The organism is Gardnerella sp. KA00243 (assembly GCF_049244105.1).
GTDB classification, from domain to species: domain Bacteria; phylum Actinomycetota; class Actinomycetes; order Actinomycetales; family Bifidobacteriaceae; genus Bifidobacterium; species Bifidobacterium leopoldii.
Window position 1 is genome coordinate 466,006 of record NZ_CP058375.1, and the last position, 18,609, is coordinate 484,614.

The 18,609-nt window shown below is 39.4% G+C and carries 18 protein-coding genes and 1 pseudogene; 8 read left to right on the top strand and 11 right to left on the bottom strand.

Annotated elements, in window-relative coordinates:
• The 8 genes and pseudogenes from HXT50_RS01825 to HXT50_RS01860 all read left to right on the top strand — a co-directional run bounded on the left by HXT50_RS01825 (position 1) and on the right by HXT50_RS01860 (position 9,816).
• A complete protein-coding gene (locus HXT50_RS01825) occupies positions 1–678 on the top strand; it encodes an ABC transporter permease subunit (protein ID WP_004574250.1) in 678 nt (225 codons plus the stop codon).
• 5 nt (positions 679–683) lie between these two features.
• Positions 684–1,769 carry an amino acid ABC transporter permease gene (locus HXT50_RS01830; protein ID WP_004106637.1) on the top strand — a complete coding sequence of 362 codons (1,086 nt, stop codon included), beginning with the start codon at positions 684–686 and terminating at the stop codon, positions 1,767–1,769.
• 208 nt (positions 1,770–1,977) lie between these two features.
• Positions 1,978–3,417, top strand: coding sequence for a UTP--glucose-1-phosphate uridylyltransferase (locus HXT50_RS01835; protein WP_004106635.1), 1,440 nt, complete (start codon positions 1,978–1,980; stop codon positions 3,415–3,417).
• A gap of 291 nt (positions 3,418–3,708) precedes the next feature.
• Positions 3,709–5,628: a helix-turn-helix transcriptional regulator gene (locus HXT50_RS01840; protein ID WP_119526605.1), complete on the top strand. Its 1,920-nt coding sequence runs from the start codon at positions 3,709–3,711 to the stop codon at positions 5,626–5,628.
• Positions 5,629–5,630: 2 nt separating this feature from the next.
• The gene (locus HXT50_RS01845; protein WP_004574254.1) at positions 5,631–5,972 is read left to right on the top strand and encodes a hypothetical protein; all 342 of its coding nucleotides are present in this window, start codon (positions 5,631–5,633) and stop codon (positions 5,970–5,972) included.
• A 27-nt stretch (positions 5,973–5,999) separates the two neighbouring features.
• Positions 6,000–8,632, top strand: a pseudogene (locus tag HXT50_RS01850) (DEAD/DEAH box helicase).
• Positions 8,633–8,741: 109 nt separating this feature from the next.
• Entirely contained in the window at positions 8,742–9,089 is a 348-nt protein-coding gene (locus HXT50_RS01855; RefSeq protein ID WP_004106625.1) for an RNA polymerase-binding protein RbpA, read from the top strand.
• Positions 9,082–9,816 (top strand): HAD hydrolase-like protein, encoded by a 735-nt coding sequence (locus HXT50_RS01860; RefSeq protein ID WP_421776960.1) that lies wholly within the window; start codon positions 9,082–9,084, stop codon positions 9,814–9,816. Before HXT50_RS01855 ends, HXT50_RS01860 begins: the two co-directional genes overlap by 8 nt.
• Positions 9,817–10,460: 644 nt before the next feature.
• On the opposite strand, the gene HXT50_RS01865 is transcribed toward HXT50_RS01860, so the two are convergent.
• The 11 genes from HXT50_RS01865 to pyrH form a co-directional block, all read right to left on the bottom strand.
• Positions 10,461–11,066: a MerR family transcriptional regulator gene (locus HXT50_RS01865; RefSeq protein ID WP_004106620.1), complete on the bottom strand. Its 606-nt coding sequence runs from the start codon at positions 11,064–11,066 to the stop codon at positions 10,461–10,463.
• On the bottom strand, positions 11,044–11,484 hold the full coding sequence (locus HXT50_RS01870; RefSeq protein WP_004106618.1) for an FHA domain-containing protein: 441 nt from the start codon (positions 11,482–11,484) through the stop codon (positions 11,044–11,046). Before HXT50_RS01870 ends, HXT50_RS01865 begins: the two co-directional genes overlap by 23 nt.
• An 18-nt stretch (positions 11,485–11,502) precedes the next feature.
• Positions 11,503–12,339, bottom strand: coding sequence for a DUF881 domain-containing protein (locus tag HXT50_RS01875; RefSeq protein WP_004574263.1), 837 nt, complete (start codon positions 12,337–12,339; stop codon positions 11,503–11,505).
• 3 nt (positions 12,340–12,342) lie between these two features.
• Positions 12,343–12,675 carry a small basic family protein gene (locus HXT50_RS01880; RefSeq protein ID WP_004106615.1) on the bottom strand — a complete coding sequence of 111 codons (333 nt, stop codon included), beginning with the start codon at positions 12,673–12,675 and terminating at the stop codon, positions 12,343–12,345.
• A 2-nt stretch (positions 12,676–12,677) separates the two neighbouring features.
• Complete coding sequence (locus tag HXT50_RS01885) at positions 12,678–13,727, bottom strand: DUF881 domain-containing protein (protein WP_004106613.1); 1,050 nt, start codon at positions 13,725–13,727, stop codon at positions 12,678–12,680.
• 19 nt (positions 13,728–13,746) lie between these two features.
• Positions 13,747–14,352 carry a CDP-alcohol phosphatidyltransferase family protein gene (locus tag HXT50_RS01890; protein ID WP_004574267.1) on the bottom strand — a complete coding sequence of 202 codons (606 nt, stop codon included), beginning with the start codon at positions 14,350–14,352 and terminating at the stop codon, positions 13,747–13,749.
• 123 nt (positions 14,353–14,475) lie between these two features.
• Positions 14,476–15,141, bottom strand: coding sequence for a ribulose-phosphate 3-epimerase (gene rpe, locus HXT50_RS01895; protein ID WP_004574269.1), 666 nt, complete (start codon positions 15,139–15,141; stop codon positions 14,476–14,478).
• A gap of 79 nt (positions 15,142–15,220) precedes the next feature.
• Positions 15,221–16,138 (bottom strand): prolipoprotein diacylglyceryl transferase, encoded by a 918-nt coding sequence (gene lgt / locus HXT50_RS01900; RefSeq protein WP_004106607.1) that lies wholly within the window; start codon positions 16,136–16,138, stop codon positions 15,221–15,223.
• 42 nt (positions 16,139–16,180) lie between these two features.
• Positions 16,181–17,212 (bottom strand): phosphatidate cytidylyltransferase, encoded by a 1,032-nt coding sequence (locus tag HXT50_RS01905; RefSeq protein ID WP_012914196.1) that lies wholly within the window; start codon positions 17,210–17,212, stop codon positions 16,181–16,183.
• Between the two features lie 33 nt (positions 17,213–17,245).
• Complete coding sequence (gene frr, locus HXT50_RS01910) at positions 17,246–17,800, bottom strand: ribosome recycling factor (protein ID WP_421776961.1); 555 nt, start codon at positions 17,798–17,800, stop codon at positions 17,246–17,248.
• Positions 17,801–17,819: 19 nt separating this feature from the next.
• Complete coding sequence (gene pyrH / locus HXT50_RS01915) at positions 17,820–18,569, bottom strand: UMP kinase (protein WP_004106602.1); 750 nt, start codon at positions 18,567–18,569, stop codon at positions 17,820–17,822.
• Between the last annotated feature and the right edge of the window lie 40 nt (positions 18,570–18,609).

Consider the following 18,609-nt stretch of genomic DNA (forward strand, 5'->3'; position numbering starts at 1 on the left):
ATGCAAGATTTTATGCAGCTATTTACCTCCTACAATATTCCAGGAGCATTCTTGGTTAATATTGAAATAACTTTATGGAGTGTACTTTTTTCATCAATTATTGGCGTAATTCTTGTTACTATGCGCATTTGCCCTGTTTCATCATTACGCATGATTGCTACAGTTTATGTTGAATTGTTTAAAAACATGCCACTTACCATCATTATGGTTTTTATGGTTTTAGGCGTTTACGCTCAGCTTAAGATAGGATTCTCCTCAATTTTTGAAGTGAATTTCTTCTGGCTGGCAATTGCTGGATTGTCGCTTTATACTGCAGCATTTGTTTGCGAATCTTTGAGATCTGGTCTTAATACAGTGCCTGTTGGCCAAGCAGAAGCTTGCCGCGCTCTTGGATTAAATTTCTTCCAATCTGCAACACAAGTAATTCTTCCACAAACTTTCTGCGGTTCAGTAGCACCATTAGGTAATACTTTTATTGCTTTGCTTAAGAATTCTACAGTTGCTGCTGCAGCATCAGTTGCCACAGAGACTTCAACAATGATGAGCGAAATGATTGAGAAACATGCAGATTTGATTGTTCCAATCTTCTTAATTTTCGCTTGCGGATACATTATGCTCATCATTCCTATCGGCATTTTGACTACTTATTTGTCAAATAAACTTGCTGTGAGAAGGTGATAACAATGGCTAAACAACGTGAACAATCATTATTATTTGATGCTCCAGGTCCAAAAGCTCTTAAGAAAATTCGCATAGCTAATATTATTGCCGGTTGCATTTTTGTTATTTGCATTATTGCTATTCTCGTTCGTTTGAGCAATCCTCCAGAGGGAGAAAACCAACTTTCTTGGACACTTTGGAATCCTGCACTCGAATCTGAAGCCTGGGTTGATTTTTATCTTCCTGGATTATGGATGACACTAAAGGCATCGTTACTTGCAGTAGTTGGTTCTATTGTATTTGGCTTATTCTTCGGACTTTGCCGTTTACTACCTAATTTTATTATTCGTAGTATTTCCGCAATAGTAGTAGAATTTTGCCGTGCAGTACCAGTATTGATGCTTATGATTTTCTTGTGGAGAGCATTCGCACTTTCTGGTATGAAAGAATCATCATACTGGGCTGTTGTTTTGGCACTGATTATGTATAACGGTTCTGTTGTTGCAGAACTTGTTAGATCTGGTGTTGGCAACTTGCCAAACGGTCAAAGAGAAGCTTCGCTTGCATTAGGATTGAGCGAATACCAATCATTGACACAAATTGAAATGCCTCAAGCAATTATTGCTATGATGCCTGCAGCAGTAACTCAGCTTGTAGTTGTTTTGAAGGATACTGCACTTGGTTCAATTATTATGTACACTGATTTGCTTCAGGAATCGCGTCGACTCGGATCAATGTACTTTAATATTTTGCAAACATTAAGCGTTGCAGCAGTAATATATTTCCTTATTTGCTTGGCATTGTCTTGGTTTGCACAATGGTTGCCATCGCACTTGAAGAATCGAACTGCCGCTCCAACAGAACCAGAGCCTGTTGCTCCAATTGCTATTATGGATCCTTCTAATGTGAACCAAATAGCAGTTGCTAGCGAAGTTAAAGAGCTTCCTTATGGTGGTACTCCACGTAAGTATCACGTACATCATCGCGGTACAAACGCTTCTATTCACCATTGGCGTCACACTCGTTACTTGCAAGGCTATGACGAGCATCATCTAAAAACTGGAGATGAACCGGAAGAAAATGATGACAACAATGCAGAAAATAACTAAATTTCATATTTAGTGGTGTTTAGTAGCAAATTTCTCATAAGCGCAGTCAGTATTTATTATTGGCTGCGCTTATTATTTTCTATCTTGCAATTTCTAACTTTGGTAGAATCATAATAGTATTTCAAAATAACCGTTAAAAGCAATATTTGCGCAGCGACGCACAAATCGCTAAACTATTAAGGTCACATGCATACGAGGAGGCTTTTACATGGATGACGCGTTTGAGTTGTCCGCTGCAAAGATGCGCGAACAAGGCATGAGCGAAATTGCTATTGAACAATTTAAACACTTATATAATGCTTGGAATTTAGATAAATCAGGGGATAAGCCTGCGGAGTTTATTCGCGAGAGCACGGTTGAGCCTATTAAAAGCGTTCCAACTTTCCACGAAATTTACGAAACTATTGATCACGACAAAGCTGTTAACGCATTCGCAAAAACTGCTTTTATTAAATTAAATGGCGGTTTGGGAACATCTATGGGCTTGTCTTGCGCAAAATCTTTACTACCAGTTCGTAGGCATAAAGCTCGCCAAATGCGCTTTATTGATATTATTATTGGACAAGTTCTTACAGCTCGTCAACGATTAGGAGTTAATCTTCCGCTTATTTTCATGAATTCTTTCCGCACGTCTCATGATACTTTGCAAGTACTAAAACGCAATCGCAAGTTTGTGCAAGACAATATTCCTGTAGAAATTATTCAACATCAAGAACCAAAATTAGTAGAGGAAACTGGAGAACCGGTTTCTCACAAGGAAGATCGATCTCTTGAATGGTGCCCTCCAGGTCACGGCGATATTTTTTCAACTCTGTGGGAATCTGATTTATTGCATACTCTTAAAGAAAATGGAATTGAGTATTTGTTTATTTCAAATTCTGACAATTTAGGTGCTAGACCGTCGCGCACTCTTGCTCAACATTTTGAAAATACTGGCGCACCTATCATGATTGAGGTTGCGAAGCGAACGCAAGCAGATCGTAAGGGCGGTCACATTGTTAGGGACGCGCAAACAGGAAGACTAATACTACGAGAAATGACACAGGTTCATCCTGAGGATCGTAGAAGCGCACAAAGCATTAAAAAACATCCATACTTCAACACAAATAATATTTGGGTTCGTGTAGATGCTCTAGAAAAAAAGTTAAAAGAGCACAAAGGAATTTTGCCTTTGCCTGTTATTTTTAATCACAAAACTGTTGACCCAACTGACGAAAGCAGCACACCAGTAGTGCAATTAGAAACAGCAATGGGCGCAATAGCTTCACTTTTTGATGACGCAATTTGCGTAGAAGTTGATCGCATGCGTTTCTTGCCTGTTAAAACAACCAATGACTTATTTATTATGCGATCAGATAGATTCCATCTTACTGATTCATATGAAATGGAAGATGGTAACTATATATTTCCTGATATTGATTTGGATCCACGTTATTACAAAAACATCAATGATTTCAACGAAAGATTCCCATATTCTGTTCCAGCTTTAGCTGCTGCAAAATCAGTAACTATTAGAGGGGATTGGACATTTGGAAATCAAGTTTCAATGTTTGCTGACGCTGTTTTAGAAGATACAGGAGAACCAAGTTATGTGCCGAACGGAGAATTCGTGGGACCGCAAGGAATTGAACCAGACTCTTGGGTTTAAAGCAGATTTCTTGCAAATATGCGATTTTTATTGATAGTAAATAAAATTATCTATAAAAAGTTATATGGCGTGTCGCGAAAAAATGGCGTATTTTCAACGTTGTTGATGTTCGTGTGAATAAAAAATACATAATTATTAGAAGTTTTTTAAAAAATGTCCACACGTACCGCAAAACACCATTAAAATAGAAAAGGTGTGCGCAGTATTGCAACACAAGTTTTGCTGCATTTCGTAGTCGCTTGTATGCAAGGCGCATAAGTAAATTGATACAAACATGATACGTGAGGACTAATGGTAGAAGGAAGCAACGGAAGGCGACGTTTTTCCGACAAATGGGGCAAACACGAGTTAGATGTACTCGCTGTATTGTCTTCCGCATTCCCGCAATGGCTGACTTCGCGTCAAATTGCACAGCGCGTAAAGGCATATGCAGATTCGTACGGTGAGCTTGCAGATCAAGCAGCTAAAGCAGCATTCGCAAAACAATTCCAGCGAGATCGCGCAAAGCTTGCTGCTATGGGTATTGCAATCGAATCTAGGCAGCCAGAATATTCTTCAAAGTCCGAAGGTCAAGACTTTGCGTCTTATCGTTTGCAATTAGGCGATGAACCTCGCGTACGTTTACGTTTCGACCAATCTGAATTACCAGTTTTAGCTGCAGCAAATTATCTTGCTCGTTCAATGTCTATTTCTTCTCTTGATTCAGGTCAACACGAGCAACAGCGCACTTCTCGCACTGCTCCTAGAGTTCCACAAACTCCTATTCCTGGCTTAGGCTTGGATTCAATCGCACCTGGTCTTGGAACACAAATGCTACCTGATTCATTGGTAAAAGTTATTGATTCTCGCAGATTTGCCGCAACTGTGGATGTCGATGGTGAACATTTAAACGTTGCTTATACTGATGCTGACGACTTAGCGATGTTTGTGCTAGAACATCCTGGATCTAGCGTAGTAAGCCCTCAAGAAGCAGTTGATGCTTTCCATCGCCGTTTGCACGCAGCAGTTAATTTTGCTCAATGTGACGAAAATGAGCAAAAAGATGAAGAAGATGCTATACAAGAAGCGCAAAATATTGAAGAACAAAATAGCGACACTGATAAATCGCATACCAAAAAAGGCTCTTCATTCCAAACTGGAAGTGAAGTAGATCGTAGGCTTCGATTGATGCTTTTCTTGTCTGCTCATCTTGGAGAGGAATTCCCATTAGACGAGCTTGCTGAGCGTTTTATTGGTAGACCAAAAAGCGATGATGAACTCCGTCGATTTGTTACAATTCTTCACAAGGATATAAATACTCTTACTACTGTTTCTGACGATGGGGAAATGGCCGGAAGCCAATTCTTTGATATAGATTGGACTCTTCTTGAGAACGAGGGAATTGTTTCTGCTACTAATTCTCTAGGATTGGAAAGACTTGCTGGAATTTCGCAGCAATATTTGAGCATGCTTACTGCGTCTGCTAATTATTTGGCACATTCCTTGCTTTTGCCTATTGAGCAGCGCACACAAGCTGAATCCTTGTATAAACGTCTTCGCCGTCATGTTCTTCCTGGTCAAACTCCATGGCTGAGTTTAACAGGTTACGAAATTGAGCCTCGAAATTGTTCTATTGTTCGCAGTGCTATTAACTCTGGATCTTTGCTAGATATGGAATACACTGACGGGGCAGGACGTATTCGTCGCAAGATTGTTGCACCGTCGAAGATTTACGTTGATGAAGGCGTTTACTATGTTGCAGTGTGGACTGATGTAGAGCAGCAAACACCAGAAGATAAACGTGAATTTGTTGCTAAAGATACGACAATTAATAAAGCGAATGGATTGCCTCGCATTTGGCAAGTTCTTCGCGTAGCACGTATTGAACGTGCAGAAGTTGTAGAGCCTGTGTCTCAAGTTGAAATTCCAGATGTGCCAGTTAGCGAACTTCGCAAGTGGAGCTTTGATAACGGAACTGAGACTTGCTTCATTACCGACGAAACAGAATTGAACTTTTTGAAGAATCTTTCTGGAGCCACTATGGAAACTTGTGGCAGCGGAGTAAAAGTCCATCTTACTGTTTCTTCTGATTCATGGTTCGTTGCTTTTTGCATTGCTCACGCACGTCATATTACAGCTGTTGCTCCTGAAACATTGCGTAGTATGATTATTGCTCGCGCTCAACGTGAATTAAGCGTTAATCACGCTGATAATGCGAATACAGAGGAATAACAATGCCTTGGTGGATTTGGCTACTCATAACAGTTTTTATGCTGATCATGGTAGCGCTAGGAGTTGTTATTGTCGTTTTAAGCGCAATAAAAATAGCTAGGGTCTGCTTTGGCATTTCCGAAGACGTTTCTTCTAGATTTGAACGTTTGCATGAACCAAATAAAGAAGATAATGAAAATCCTCGAGATCCATTATTTACACTTCCTATTAAAGATGCAACGAATCGATATGAGCGAACGCACGCAAGAGTTATTGAGCGTCATCAAAAAATTCGCGAAAATCACCGTAAAATATGGCAGCATTGGGATAAAAAATCTCTTCGCGAAGAAGACATTCAGCTATAGCATATAAGAAAGCGACTAATACTTTTTATGTCTCATTTATCACATAAAAAAGACTGCAAAAATAAATCAAGCAATCCAACTGACTGCAATGAGAATGATGTAGTATTATCTCCTTCACAACGTTTCGCAGCTTTTAAAAATACAATGAAGCACGAGCGTTCAATGGCATCTAAATTTGAGCGTTCTTTGTCTTTTGAACTTGATGATTTTCAACTTGATGCTATTGATGCACTAGAAAATGGCAATAATGTTTTAGTTGCTGCTCCTACTGGAGCTGGTAAAACTGTTGTTGCGGATTTTGCTGTATTTCTTGCGCAAAATCGCAATGTAAAAGCTTTTTACACAACGCCTATTAAAGCTTTAAGTAATCAAAAATATCACGATTTCTGCGAACTGTACGGCTCAGACAGAGTAGGGTTATTAACTGGAGATACTTCTGTAAATCCTGAAGCAGACATTGTTGTAATGACTACTGAAGTTTTAAGAAATATGCTTTACGAGCATTCGATTACGTTGCAATCTTTAGGTTTTGTCGTTCTTGACGAAATTCATTATCTTGCAGATAAATTCCGCGGAGCTGTGTGGGAAGAAGTTATTATTCACCTTCCGAAATCAGTGAAAATTATTGGGTTGTCTGCAACTGTTTCAAATGTTGAAGATTTTTCTGCATGGCTAGAATCAGTGCGTGGAGAAACTCATTTGGTTGTCGACGAACACAGACCTGTGCCTTTAGAAAGACATGTTGTTATTCAAGAGGATTCTGTAACTGAGCCTGAGTTACTCGATTTATACGACCATGACAATAATGGGAACGTAACTAAGCGCGTTAACCCTGCATTGACTAGGAAACTTAATGAATTTGAATACCGCGCTCGTCGCCGTAAAGAATCTTACAGCGATAGCAAATACCGTTACAGAAAAGGTAAGAAGCACAGTATTAACGGGGGAGTTGCACAGTTAGATAAATGCGCGAAACGACATACTCCTCGCCGCTGGGCTGTTATTGACGAATTAGATTACCTAGGAATGCTGCCAGGAATTTATTTTATATTCTCTCGTTCCGGATGCGATCAAGCTGTTCAACAATGTTTAAACGCAGGATTAATACTTACATCTGATGAAGAAATGTACGAAATACGTAAAATTGTCGACAGTATGGTTGCAAATCAACTTTCTAAAGAAGATTTACACGCTTTAAGCTTTGAGCGTTTTCGTTTTGCTCTCGAACAAGGATTTGCAGCACATCATGCCGGTATGATTGCGTTATTCCGTCACATTGTTGAAACGCTATTTGAACGCGGACTTATTAAAGTTGTTTTTGCAACAGAAACACTTGCTTTAGGCTTAAATATGCCAGCTCGAAGCGTTGTTGTAGAAAAGCTAGTAAAATTTGACGGTACTGGGCATGTACCTCTTACACCTGGAGAATTTACGCAACTTACAGGTCGTGCTGGAAGACGTGGAATTGACGATATTGGTTACGCAATTCTTGTAGATCATGCTGATTTTGTTCCTCAACAGGCTGCAGCGCTTTCTAGTAAACGCGTATACCCACTACATTCCAGCTTCGTTCCTACGTTTAATATGGCAGTTAATTTGCTGAACTCAAGCGATGCAGATACTGCTCGAACAACACTAGATCGTTCTTTTGCTCAATGGGAAGCTAATGCTTCTGCTGAACGTTTACATAATCGCATGAACGAACTTGAAACAGCTCTTAAAGGCTATGAAGAAGCATTCCACTGCGAACATGGGGATTTTGCTGAATTCTTACAATTACGTATGAAGCTTAAAGAAGCTCAACACGATCAACGCCGTAAACTGAAACATACTTTATTCCACACAGATGCAGAACGCACAGCAGCGTTTAAAGCGCTGGATGATGTTATTGCAAATCTTAGAGAAGCTGAGCGAACGCATCCGTGTGCAGGTTGTGCAGATATTCAACAACATTTGCGTTGGGGCTACCATTGGATTAGAGAACATAAGGAACTTGATCAAGTACGTGAACGCTACGAATCTCGTACTGGTTCTGTTGCTAGAACTTTTGACCATATTTGTGACGTATTGTACAGTTTGGATTATTTACAATCTGAAGATTCTTCACAAAACCAAATTTTGCACCTTACTGAGCGCGGTCAATTGTTAAGAAGGTTGTATAACGAACTAGACATTGTATTTGCTGAAGCTATTTGCGAAGGAATTTTTAATAATCTTTCACCGCTTGAATTATTATCGTGCTTGTCTGCATTAGTTTATGAATCTAGAGGACCTGCAGGGGAGAACCTAGACGATATCCAGGCGGCAAGGATGGCGCGATATTTAATACAGTATTGCGAATGAAAGAATTATTTATGCGTACTAGCGCATTATGCGCAGACGCTCATTTGCCAGCGTTAAGACCGCTTGAATTTGGTGCTGTAGATATTATGTATGATTGGGCTAATGGTGCTGATCTAGCTGAAATTTTGCGCAATACCGACAGCACTGGAGGAGATTTCGTGCGTCAAGCTAAACGTCTTATTGATTTACTTACTCAACTTTTCGCAGCAGGAGAATATTTACAATCTATAGATGGCGTAGATAAAAATCTTTCTTCGTGTGCTTATGAAGCTGCAAAACTATTAAACCGTGGAGTTGTTGCATACTCAGATGTATAAGTATGAGCATATACAAATAAAACGCATGTATTTTGTATATATAAATCGTTTTTATATATATAGTCCGTGCAATTCGGTAATTTTATAAAGTACTACACAAGGAGATACTATGGCAGAACGCAGTTTACGCGGTATGAGCATTGGTGCGAAATCATTAGAATCTGACGATAATGTAGATTTCGCGGCACGAAATGATGTTGTGTATGTGTGCCCAAAGGGACATCGCACGATTCTTCCTTTTGCTCAAGGCGCAGAAATTCCTGAAGAGTGGGAATGCCGCTGCGGCACGATTGCACATCGCGAAGGCGACGATGATCGTCCAGATGATGATTTCAACAAGCCTTCTAGAACGCATTGGGATATGCTGCTTGAACGTCGTAGTGAAGAAGAATTAAAAACTTTACTAGACAAACGTCTAAAAATGCATCATGAGGGCTGGATTCCTGACTATGAGTGAATTCTCGGTGACTTCAGGATGCACTAGTCGTCGCATTATTCTGCTTGATCTTGATGGCACATTAACAAAGTCAGATGCTGGTATTATTACTTGCGCAAAGCTTGCATTGAAAGAATTGAAACAGCCTATTCCGGACGATGCTGAAATGCATCGTTTTATAGGTCCTTCAATTTTAGAATCTCTTCAACGCAATAATGTGCCTGAATCGCTGCTAGCAAAGGGACTTGCTACGTATCGCAAGTATTATTCTGAAGTAGCAACTTTTGATGATCCAAATAATCCTGGTAAAAAGATTCCAGGATGCCTACTTAACAAAGTATACGATGGAATACTTGAGCAACTCACAAAACTTCGTGAAGCTGGATATTATTTAGCAACCGCATCTTGCAAGCCAGAATATCAAGTAAAGCCTATTTGCGATTATTTTGGTTTAACGAAGTATCTTGACGGAATTTATGGCGCTAGCAAAGATATGTCGCGCATTAGCAAAACTCAAGTTATTCGTTATGTTTTTGATGAGATTGATTACAATCCAGAAAAAGGCGACAGAGCTTTGATGGTTGGAGACCGCTGGACTGATGCCGACGGAGCAAAAGATTGCGGCTTGGATTGCTTGGGATGCGCTTGGGGCTATGCTGAGCCTGGCGAGCTTGAAGCACACGGATCTTACAGAATTATTGGTAGCGTAAGCGAATTAAGCACTACAATTTGCGAATATTTCGCTTAATCTAATCAGAATTTTTGTCGTAACGGCTTTTTCTTTACACCCTCGTAAAGTTTCGGTCGTTTTTTGGCGGGAAAACGACAGTTTCTTTACATACATGCACAGTTTCTGTCGGTTGAGCTTATTATTTGGCTAGATTTACTTGATATTTATCCGATAATGTACGTTATGTCAAATTAGAGATAAACAATCAAACACAACCAACAAAATCTCAACTACTATCAAATAATATCCCTATTGATACTTCTTACTAAATAATCTAAGACTTGCAACTTCGGTACGCACAAAATAGCATTGCAAAAATATTGACAAAAATAAGCGCGATAATAATCACATATGACGTAATCAGCGTTGATCTCATTAATAACCAATAATCATCGCGAACAAATCCAAAATCGCGAACAATATGTAAAAGCATGTACGCAAGCATTGCGCAAGGAAGCCCACAACAATGCGTAATAACAATACTCCAAGGCATTAAACCAATAGAATTTCTCTTATTACTATTGCTAATACTATTTGCCTTCAAATAAGCATTTTTTCGAAATTTTACTAAAAAACGCACGCAAGCAAATAAACTATAGAAAAACAATGATACTGAAGCAAACCAGCAAATAACAGCGATAATAACAACTACAAACATGCCATTATCCCCACGTTTCCTGAACAAGACTCCATGAGTTTGAAGATGTATGAGAAGTAGGTTTTGAATAAGATTTGCGAGTAGACTTACTACTTTTTTCTTCAACTTGCGTAGCATCAACAGAATTTTCAGAAGATAAGTCCTCTTCAACTCTAGAAACAATGCGGCCAACAGCAATAGCAAATACTGCTAAACCAGAAGCAAGCATACTACGCATATTATCTTGATTCTCATCGCACTCTTGAACAGATTGACCATCACAAATAATAGTCATATTTCTCAAACGCTCTTCTGAGTATCGATTAAGAAAAATAATAGCCGTAGTAACATTAACTAAATTAACGCCAGCATCAAGCAGCCTTTTAGCTACAGCCATAATCGCAATATCCTTAAAAGAATACAAACGACGAGAACCAGAACCGCTAGATGCATGAATTGAAGGCTCTATAATGCTTTTACGAGCCCAATAATCGAGTTGCCGGTAAGTAATACCGGCAACCTTCATAGCGACACTACCACGGTATCCTGAAGCGTGATCAGCAGACAGAGAAAAATTAAAAAGCTCCCCCTGTACTGCGTTAATCACATTATCGGACTGTGACTGCGTCATGTGCGAAAAATACCAGTCTGAATTTGCCAATCATAATTTCATCGCCATTATGCAGCACTGATTCATCAACACGTTCACGATTTACATACGTACCATTTAGACTTCCAGAATCTGAAATGCTAAACACGCCATTATGGCGCTTAAACACTGCATGAGCACGCGAAACAGTAGAATCATCTAACAAAATATCAGCATGCGAATCGCGCCCAACTGTTACTAAGTCTTCATCGAGAAGATAGCGAGAACCAGACACTGCTCCCCTAGTTGAAATCAACAACGCAGTACCAGGACGTAGTTTCGCTATAGTATCAAAATCATCCTGCTGCATAGGACGATCTGAAGTTGTATTCATTGGAATATGAATAGCTGGCATACCAATAATAGTGGTTTCGCCAGCTGTAGGAATCGGTTCAGTCATACTTGCTATTCTACCTTGTTACTCGACTGGTTTTGCATATTCGTACTGTTTTGGTTCGCGTGTCGAAGTAATTTCTACCTCATCAGGCACTGAAACCATTACAGAAGAACCAAATTTAATTTTTAAACGCGACCCAACACCGCCTGCAATATTAACAGCATTTTGCAAATTCTGAGGGTCACCAATTGCTTTCACAATATAAGGAGGATCAATCATAATATTGTCACATATAAGACCATGCTTAGTTTGTGAAATATAGCTTGAAGTAACTATTCTCACACCGTTAATAGACATAACTTCTACGCCAGCATTTCGCAATTCCTCTATTAGCTGAAACATCGTAGCGGCATCAATATTCTCTTTTTCACCTGCGGTAATGTGAACTACAATACCTTTACCTACTGCCGGCAGACGTCCAGAAATAAGACCATTTGCTTGAGCATTCTGCTGAGCAATGCGACGAGCTTCATCTTGTTTATCTACTGCTTCACGCAACGAATTAAGCTGACCTGTTAATTCACTTTTTCGGCTTTCCAAACTCTGAATTTGAGAATGAGTTTCTGTAATAAGACGCGTCAACTCCTCTTCACTCATTGTTTCATACAAAAGTGAGTTACTACGATTAACTTGAATCATGTACGCAAAACCTAATAAAGCGCAGAGCAACATCATTAAAAAGCCCGTAAATATACGCGCCCGCGTCACATGACCACTTAGTGAAGATTTTACTTTACGATGAACTGCTGGGAAAGATCCAGTTTGAGTTTCATCACTTTCACGATCATGCGCTTTTTGACGACGCATTTTATGAAGAATATCATCACCTTGTGGAGAATGAGAAAACATTGAAACCATATGCTAACTCCTGAAGATGAAACGACGAATTGCAGAAACGTTAGAGAAAATACGAATTCCTAAAACAACGATAACTGCAGTTTGTAATTGTGCACCTACACCAAGCTGATTTCCAAGTAAAACAAGCAACGTAGCTGCTATAACGTTTGAGAAGAATGAAATAACAAAAACTTTATCCGAAAAGTTTCTCTCAAAATATGCACGTGCGGCACCAAGCAACGCATCTAGTGCTGCAACGACCATAATAGGTAAATAAGGCTGAATGACAATAGGAATATCTGGATGAACGACAACTCCAATTAATACTCCCAAAATTAATCCAAAAATCGCTGCCATGCTTATCTCCTAATTCTCTCGTTGGCAAAACTGATATCGCCTGTGTTTGCTGCGCTGAGTCGTATAACTCTCGAAGGTGAAACCTGTGGATTAATGCCTGCATTAGCTAAAGATGCGTACCATTTCATGCGTTTCATATCATTACACTGTTTAATTAAATCATCAGAATCGCCAATAACTTCAATAACATATGGACTTTGAGTTTGATTAACTCCAATAAGAATAGTTTGGCCAGCAACACGAATAGAAGTTTGTGCTCCAAGTCTATGCCCATTAACAGAAATAGCTTCAGCGCCTGCTTTCCACAATAATGATACAAATTGTTGAATATCGCGATCTGTAACTAATCGCATTCTTGCGCCATTACTCTCGCGAGGCAAAGAACCGCTATTCACATCGCTCGAAGCAGAAATAGGATTAGCAATAGTTACAGTAATCCCAGAACCTTCTACAGCATGAGTGCCATTAACCATATCATCTGATTTACTAACTTCATCCTCTTCAGGCGTAGTAATTTTTTGCGACTCATGATCTACGTTATTTCTCAATAACGTTACTTCTTCTACAAGCTTATCGAAACGAGACGTATAACCTGACAACTCATTAGCTAATGAAGAACGTATTGCTTTTCTAGGATCAGTGTGTAACTTACGAACAAACTGGCTCCCAACAGTACCGATAGAAACACACAATAAAAATACTATAGCTCTAGTGAACCACAGATTAAACGGTTTAACAGGTTGTTTACTTAATCTTGCATCCATAAACATTGGATCAACCGGACGATTAGTTAAATCATCAATAAGACGCAAAGCATAATCGTCAATATAACGTCTACGATCATGATTGTGAGCAAAACCACTAGGAGACATTACAACATGATGCGTTGAAATACCAGTAAATGAGTGCGAGAATAATGCTCTACGCCTAGTTAACAACATTCCATCAGGAGCAGCAAAAGACATTGGCATAGTGCTTTTATGAGACGTATGTTTTACATCTAAATCTTTGATACTATCTTTTAAACTAACAAATTCATCTTGCTTAGTCATATGTGCGTACACGCCTTATTTAGTTTTTTCTTGACTTAGCAAGTAACAAATAAGCTTGCATATAGTAAAGCAAGCCAGCATACCAATATAGAGCAATACCCCACACTCCACATGCAAGTGCAGCAGCATAAAGCAGGAACATAGACTCAGTAGCTACAGCATAAACAATCATTAAAGAAACGATTGAAAGCATAAGAAGCGCCGTGCCAGCTTTACCTACGAAGTTAACAGGCAAAGGACCATAATCTCTTTGCGCAAGTACTATTACAAGTACAGCCATAATAGCATCACGCAATACTACTAATAAAAGTGCCCACCAAGGGATAATCATTGCAACAGCTAAAGCTAACGTACTGCAAAAAATCAATAGACGATCAGCTATAGGATCAAGGATTTGACCCAACTTACTAACTTGATTCAAAGTACGAGCAATATAACCATCAAGACAATCAGAAAACGCAGATATTGCTAAAACAATAAGAGCAAAAGTCATCTGATGCTGTGTAATAAGCCAAGCAATATAAGGAATTGAACATATGCGCAAAAAACTGATTAGATTAGGTATTGTCAAAACTCGATTCATTGCTTCAGGACTATATTCCTGATTAATAACGAACTTAGTCATAATATCTTCCTCATACGAAATCACTCAATTAATCAGCATATATTCGCATCAAAAAAACTCGCTTGTTGTGCAATACTTAATATGTTGGGGACATATTTCATGTCCCCAACATACATCTAATATTTATTCGTGCCAAGCAGCTTTTGCAGTATTACGAATAGCTTCAATCGCCTCTTTAGGACTTTCTGCTCCATAAACTGCAGAACCTGCAACAAGCACATCAGCACCAGCTTCAGCAACTATTGCTGCAGTTGAAGGGCTAACTCCTCCATCGACCTGAATATGAGTCTGCAATCCGCGACGAGTAATTTCGTCACGTAAACGGCGAACCTTATTCATTTGATTAGCTAAGAACTTCTGTCCACCGAAACCAGGCTCAACAGTCATAATAAGAACCATATCGAATTCATCAAGAATATCGAAAATAGGTTCAACTGGTTCCGCAGGGCGCACAGCAAAGCAAGCTTTACAACCCATATCGCGAAGCTGACGAGCTAATCTCACTGGAGCATGAGTAGCACCCATATGGAAACTCACAGAAGCAGCTCCAAGCTTAGCGTATTCTGGAGCCCAACGATCTGGATCCTCAATCATCAAATGTACGTCAACTGGAAGTTTAGTAACCTCACAAATTCGCTTAACAATTGGTTCACCCAAAGTCAAATTAGGTACAAAGTGATGATCCATTACATCGACATGAACAAGATCCGCATTAGATATTGCATCAAGGTCACGCTCAAGATTGCAAAAATCTGCGGAAAGAATGCTAGGTGCTATTTGTATATTCATGTGTACTATTCTAGAAAATGCAAGCGACTAGTTTTATAAAAACAAAATTTTTAAAATTGTTTTTTCAAATACTTGAAACTTATTTACTAGAAGTATTCTGAGACTCACGTTCTCTTTCATCTGAAGTTATATCTATAAGTCGTTCAACAAGAGAATCACGAGTACTAGCACTCTTTTGCAGCAAAGCAAAAACAATAGTTGCACAAATAAATACGATAATAGAAACCCAAACATTAATGCGAACACCTAAGAAGACATGTGAAAAATCAATTCGCAATGCCTCAATCCATACTCGTCCGATTGTGTACCACATAACATAAAGTGCGAATACGGAACCGGCTTTTAATTTCTTAGCTATAACTTTGCCAAAATAAATAAGCAATGCAGCACCGATGAAATTCCAAATCATCTCGTATAAAAATGTCGGATGGAATAATGTGCCTTCTGGGCACGTTAACCCATCATAACATCTTTCGCTATGACCTATTGCTTGAGTGGTATCATAATTTAACTTCAAACCCCATGGCAAGTTAGTAGGAGCTCCATAAAGTTCTTGATTAAACCAATTCCCCAATCTTCCTATACCTTGAGCAATAAGCACAGCAGGAGCTGCACAATCAGCTAGTAATCCAATAGGATATTTACGATACTTGCATAACACACAAGCAGCCAATGCGCCTAAGAATATGCCACCCCAAATTCCTAGACCACCATTCCAAATTCTAAAAATTTCTAAAAAATCACCATTAGAGCCAAAAAACTTTTCTGGAGTTGTAATAACGTGATACAAACGCGCGCCAATTATTCCAGCAGGAAGACTGACTAAAACAAGATCAAGTATCTGGTTAAAATCTCCTCCAAGACGCTTCCATCGACGCGTAGTAATCCACATTGCAACCAAAATACCGGCAAGAATACTAAGAGCGTAAAACTTTATGTTTACAAAGCCAAGAGAAAATTGCGAAATACTTGGCGACGGGATAAAACAGACTGTCATGGCGTCGATATTAGTCTAAGCCCACGATTGCGACAGATAAATTCAGAAATGAGCAAGTTGCAAAAGCACAAGCAGCACAGGACCGCACAGCAAAATAGAATCTACTCGGTCAAGAACACCACCATGACCTTTTAGCAAATGTCCCATGTCTTTAATACCAATATCTCTTTTAAGCATAGAGGCACACAAGTCACCGAATGTGCCAATAATTCCAGAAGAAATACCCATGACTAATGGCATCCACCAGAAATTGAACCAAGAAGAACCATAAAAACCTGCAATAATTGCATATGCTCCTATAATTGCAAAAAGCATTGAGCCTATTAAGCCTTCTACAGACTTCTTAGGAGAGATTCGCGGAGAAAGCTTATGTTTGCCCAACCATGCACCAGCAAATAATCCGCCAGTGTCACTTAATGCAGGTAAAAATACCAAAAGCATAGCGTGAGCAACTGCGTATTTTGTATTTGTAAGAGCTAATACAATGCAAGAAGCTAAAAGTGGAATGTACAACACCACGAATAGCGAAACAGACGTATTCGTAAATAAAGTATGTTCGTATGATGAGCGGTTAGAACCATCGAGCTTTTTTTCTACAGCTTGCATCGTTCTATCTGAAATAGTACTGCTAAGAGTCGCACAAATTACTGTAAGAAGCAAAGATGCAGTAATTCCACTAGCCATAGCAACAGCATGCCATTTTGCATAGTATGTTGCAAAAATAGTTACAAGCGAACATATTGATAACGTTACGAAAGGAATACGCAAACCGAGAGTTGCAAAATCAACATGTAATTCCCACAATGCCAGAACCATAAAAATGGCCATAAGCACTATAAAGACATCAATGCTAATAATTAAGCAAGAAACAATTGCTACAACTAGTATTGCGGCAGTAGCAATTGCTTGAGGCATATTCCTGCCCGTGCGACGATTAATATCACTTAAAGTTTCATGGGTGCCATGTGTAGCAGTATCTGCTTTGTCAAAAGACAATCCTACTTCTGATGCAGTTTTTTCAGCATTTGCTTTACTGACTTCATTGGCAAAATTATGCTGTTTTATTTGACTCATACGGCACCCATTCAGTTTGAAACTACAAAAATCTCAGACTTCCATAATTTCTTTTTGCTTACCTTCAAGCAAAACGTCTAAAGAATCAGTAACTTGCTTAGTTACTTTATCAAGCTCTTTTTGTAAACGATCGCCTTCATCTTCGCCAAGTTCACCATCTTTAACAGACTTGTCAATAGATTCCTTAGCTTTGCGACGAATATTGCGAACTGCAACTTTGCCTTCTTCTGCTTTATTCTTAGCAAGCTTGACGTATTCCTTGCGACGCTCTTCCGTGAGCTCTGGCATAGTAACACGAATAACATTGCCATCATGATTAGGGCTTACACCTAAATCAGAATCGCGAATAGCCTTTTCAACAGCATTCGCTTGAGAAGCGTCAAAAGGCGTAACTGAAAGAGTTCTAGGCTCTGGAACACCAATAGATGCAACAGCTTTAATTGGAGTTGGAGCACCATAATAATCAACCATAATTCCGTTTAGCAAAGCAGGATTAGCACGACCGGTGCGAATACCCATAAAATTCTCTTTAGTAGCTTCAACAGACTTATTCATCTGTTCACGGGCTTGATCAATTATTGCTGACATGTGTTCTCCTTTATAATATTTAAGCAAATGTTGGCTCTGCATTAGACACTAATGTGCCAATAGATTCTCCAACAAGAGCACTAGTTACGTTACCTTCGCCCTCAAGACCAAACACACGAATTTTTTGATTATTATCGCGAGCCATAGAAAGCGCAGACGCATCCATAACAGCTAAACCATCAACGATAGCGCGATTGTAGTTTAATGTTAGGAACTTACGAGCAGTAGAATCTTTACGAGGATCAGCACTATATACGCCATCCACACCATTCTTGCCCATAAGAACTTCATCGCAATGAATTTCCAATGAACGTTGAATAGAAACAGTATCAGTAGAAAAATATGGCATTCCGGCACCAGCACCAAAAATAACCACACGACCCTTTTCAAGGTGACGAATTGCTTTCAACGGAATATAAGGTTCTGCAACCTGACCCATTGTAATAGCAGTTTGTACGCGAGTTGCTTGCCCTGCTTGCTCAAGAAAATCCTGAAGAGCCAAGCAGTTCATTACAGTGCCCAACATACCCATATAATCGCCACGGCTACGATCAATACCTGCTTGCTGCAGTTCTGCTCCCCTAAAGAAGTTACCGCCGCCGACAACAATAGCAACCTGAACGCCTTGATTCACTGCAGCTACTATTTCGCCAGCAATCCTACGAATAACATTAGTATCAATACCAACAGCGCCACCACCGAATGCTTCTCCAGAAAGCTTTAATAAAACCCTACGGGACTTTCCTTCATCCGTTTGTGCAATAGCCATACAGATTCCTCCAGTCATAACGGCGAATGAGGTATATCTT

What these genes read in the sequence shown, in the direction of transcription:
- HXT50_RS01825 (WP_004574250.1), top strand. Translation starts at nt 1, where the DNA reads ATGCAAGATTTTATGCAGCTATTTACCTCCTACAATATTCCAGGAGCA.
- HXT50_RS01830 (WP_004106637.1), top strand. Translation starts at nt 684, where the DNA reads ATGGCTAAACAACGTGAACAATCATTATTATTTGATGCTCCAGGTCCA.
- HXT50_RS01835 (WP_004106635.1), top strand. Translation starts at nt 1,978, where the DNA reads ATGGATGACGCGTTTGAGTTGTCCGCTGCAAAGATGCGCGAACAAGGC.
- HXT50_RS01840 (WP_119526605.1), top strand. Translation starts at nt 3,709, where the DNA reads ATGGTAGAAGGAAGCAACGGAAGGCGACGTTTTTCCGACAAATGGGGC.
- HXT50_RS01845 (WP_004574254.1), top strand. Translation starts at nt 5,631, where the DNA reads ATGCCTTGGTGGATTTGGCTACTCATAACAGTTTTTATGCTGATCATG.
- HXT50_RS01855 (WP_004106625.1), top strand. Translation starts at nt 8,742, where the DNA reads ATGGCAGAACGCAGTTTACGCGGTATGAGCATTGGTGCGAAATCATTA.
- HXT50_RS01860 (WP_421776960.1), top strand. Translation starts at nt 9,082, where the DNA reads ATGAGTGAATTCTCGGTGACTTCAGGATGCACTAGTCGTCGCATTATT.
- HXT50_RS01865 (WP_004106620.1), bottom strand. Translation starts at nt 11,066, where the DNA reads ATGACGCAGTCACAGTCCGATAATGTGATTAACGCAGTACAGGGGGAG.
- HXT50_RS01870 (WP_004106618.1), bottom strand. Translation starts at nt 11,484, where the DNA reads ATGACTGAACCGATTCCTACAGCTGGCGAAACCACTATTATTGGTATG.
- HXT50_RS01875 (WP_004574263.1), bottom strand. Translation starts at nt 12,339, where the DNA reads ATGGTTTCAATGTTTTCTCATTCTCCACAAGGTGATGATATTCTTCAT.
- HXT50_RS01880 (WP_004106615.1), bottom strand. Translation starts at nt 12,675, where the DNA reads ATGGCAGCGATTTTTGGATTAATTTTGGGAGTATTAATTGGAGTTGTC.
- HXT50_RS01885 (WP_004106613.1), bottom strand. Translation starts at nt 13,727, where the DNA reads ATGACTAAGCAAGATGAATTTGTTAGTTTAAAAGATAGTATCAAAGAT.
- HXT50_RS01890 (WP_004574267.1), bottom strand. Translation starts at nt 14,352, where the DNA reads ATGACTAAGTTCGTTATTAATCAGGAATATAGTCCTGAAGCAATGAAT.
- rpe (WP_004574269.1), bottom strand. Translation starts at nt 15,141, where the DNA reads ATGAATATACAAATAGCACCTAGCATTCTTTCCGCAGATTTTTGCAAT.
- lgt (WP_004106607.1), bottom strand. Translation starts at nt 16,138, where the DNA reads ATGACAGTCTGTTTTATCCCGTCGCCAAGTATTTCGCAATTTTCTCTT.
- HXT50_RS01905 (WP_012914196.1), bottom strand. Translation starts at nt 17,212, where the DNA reads ATGAGTCAAATAAAACAGCATAATTTTGCCAATGAAGTCAGTAAAGCA.
- frr (WP_421776961.1), bottom strand. Translation starts at nt 17,800, where the DNA reads ATGTCAGCAATAATTGATCAAGCCCGTGAACAGATGAATAAGTCTGTT.
- pyrH (WP_004106602.1), bottom strand. Translation starts at nt 18,569, where the DNA reads ATGGCTATTGCACAAACGGATGAAGGAAAGTCCCGTAGGGTTTTATTA.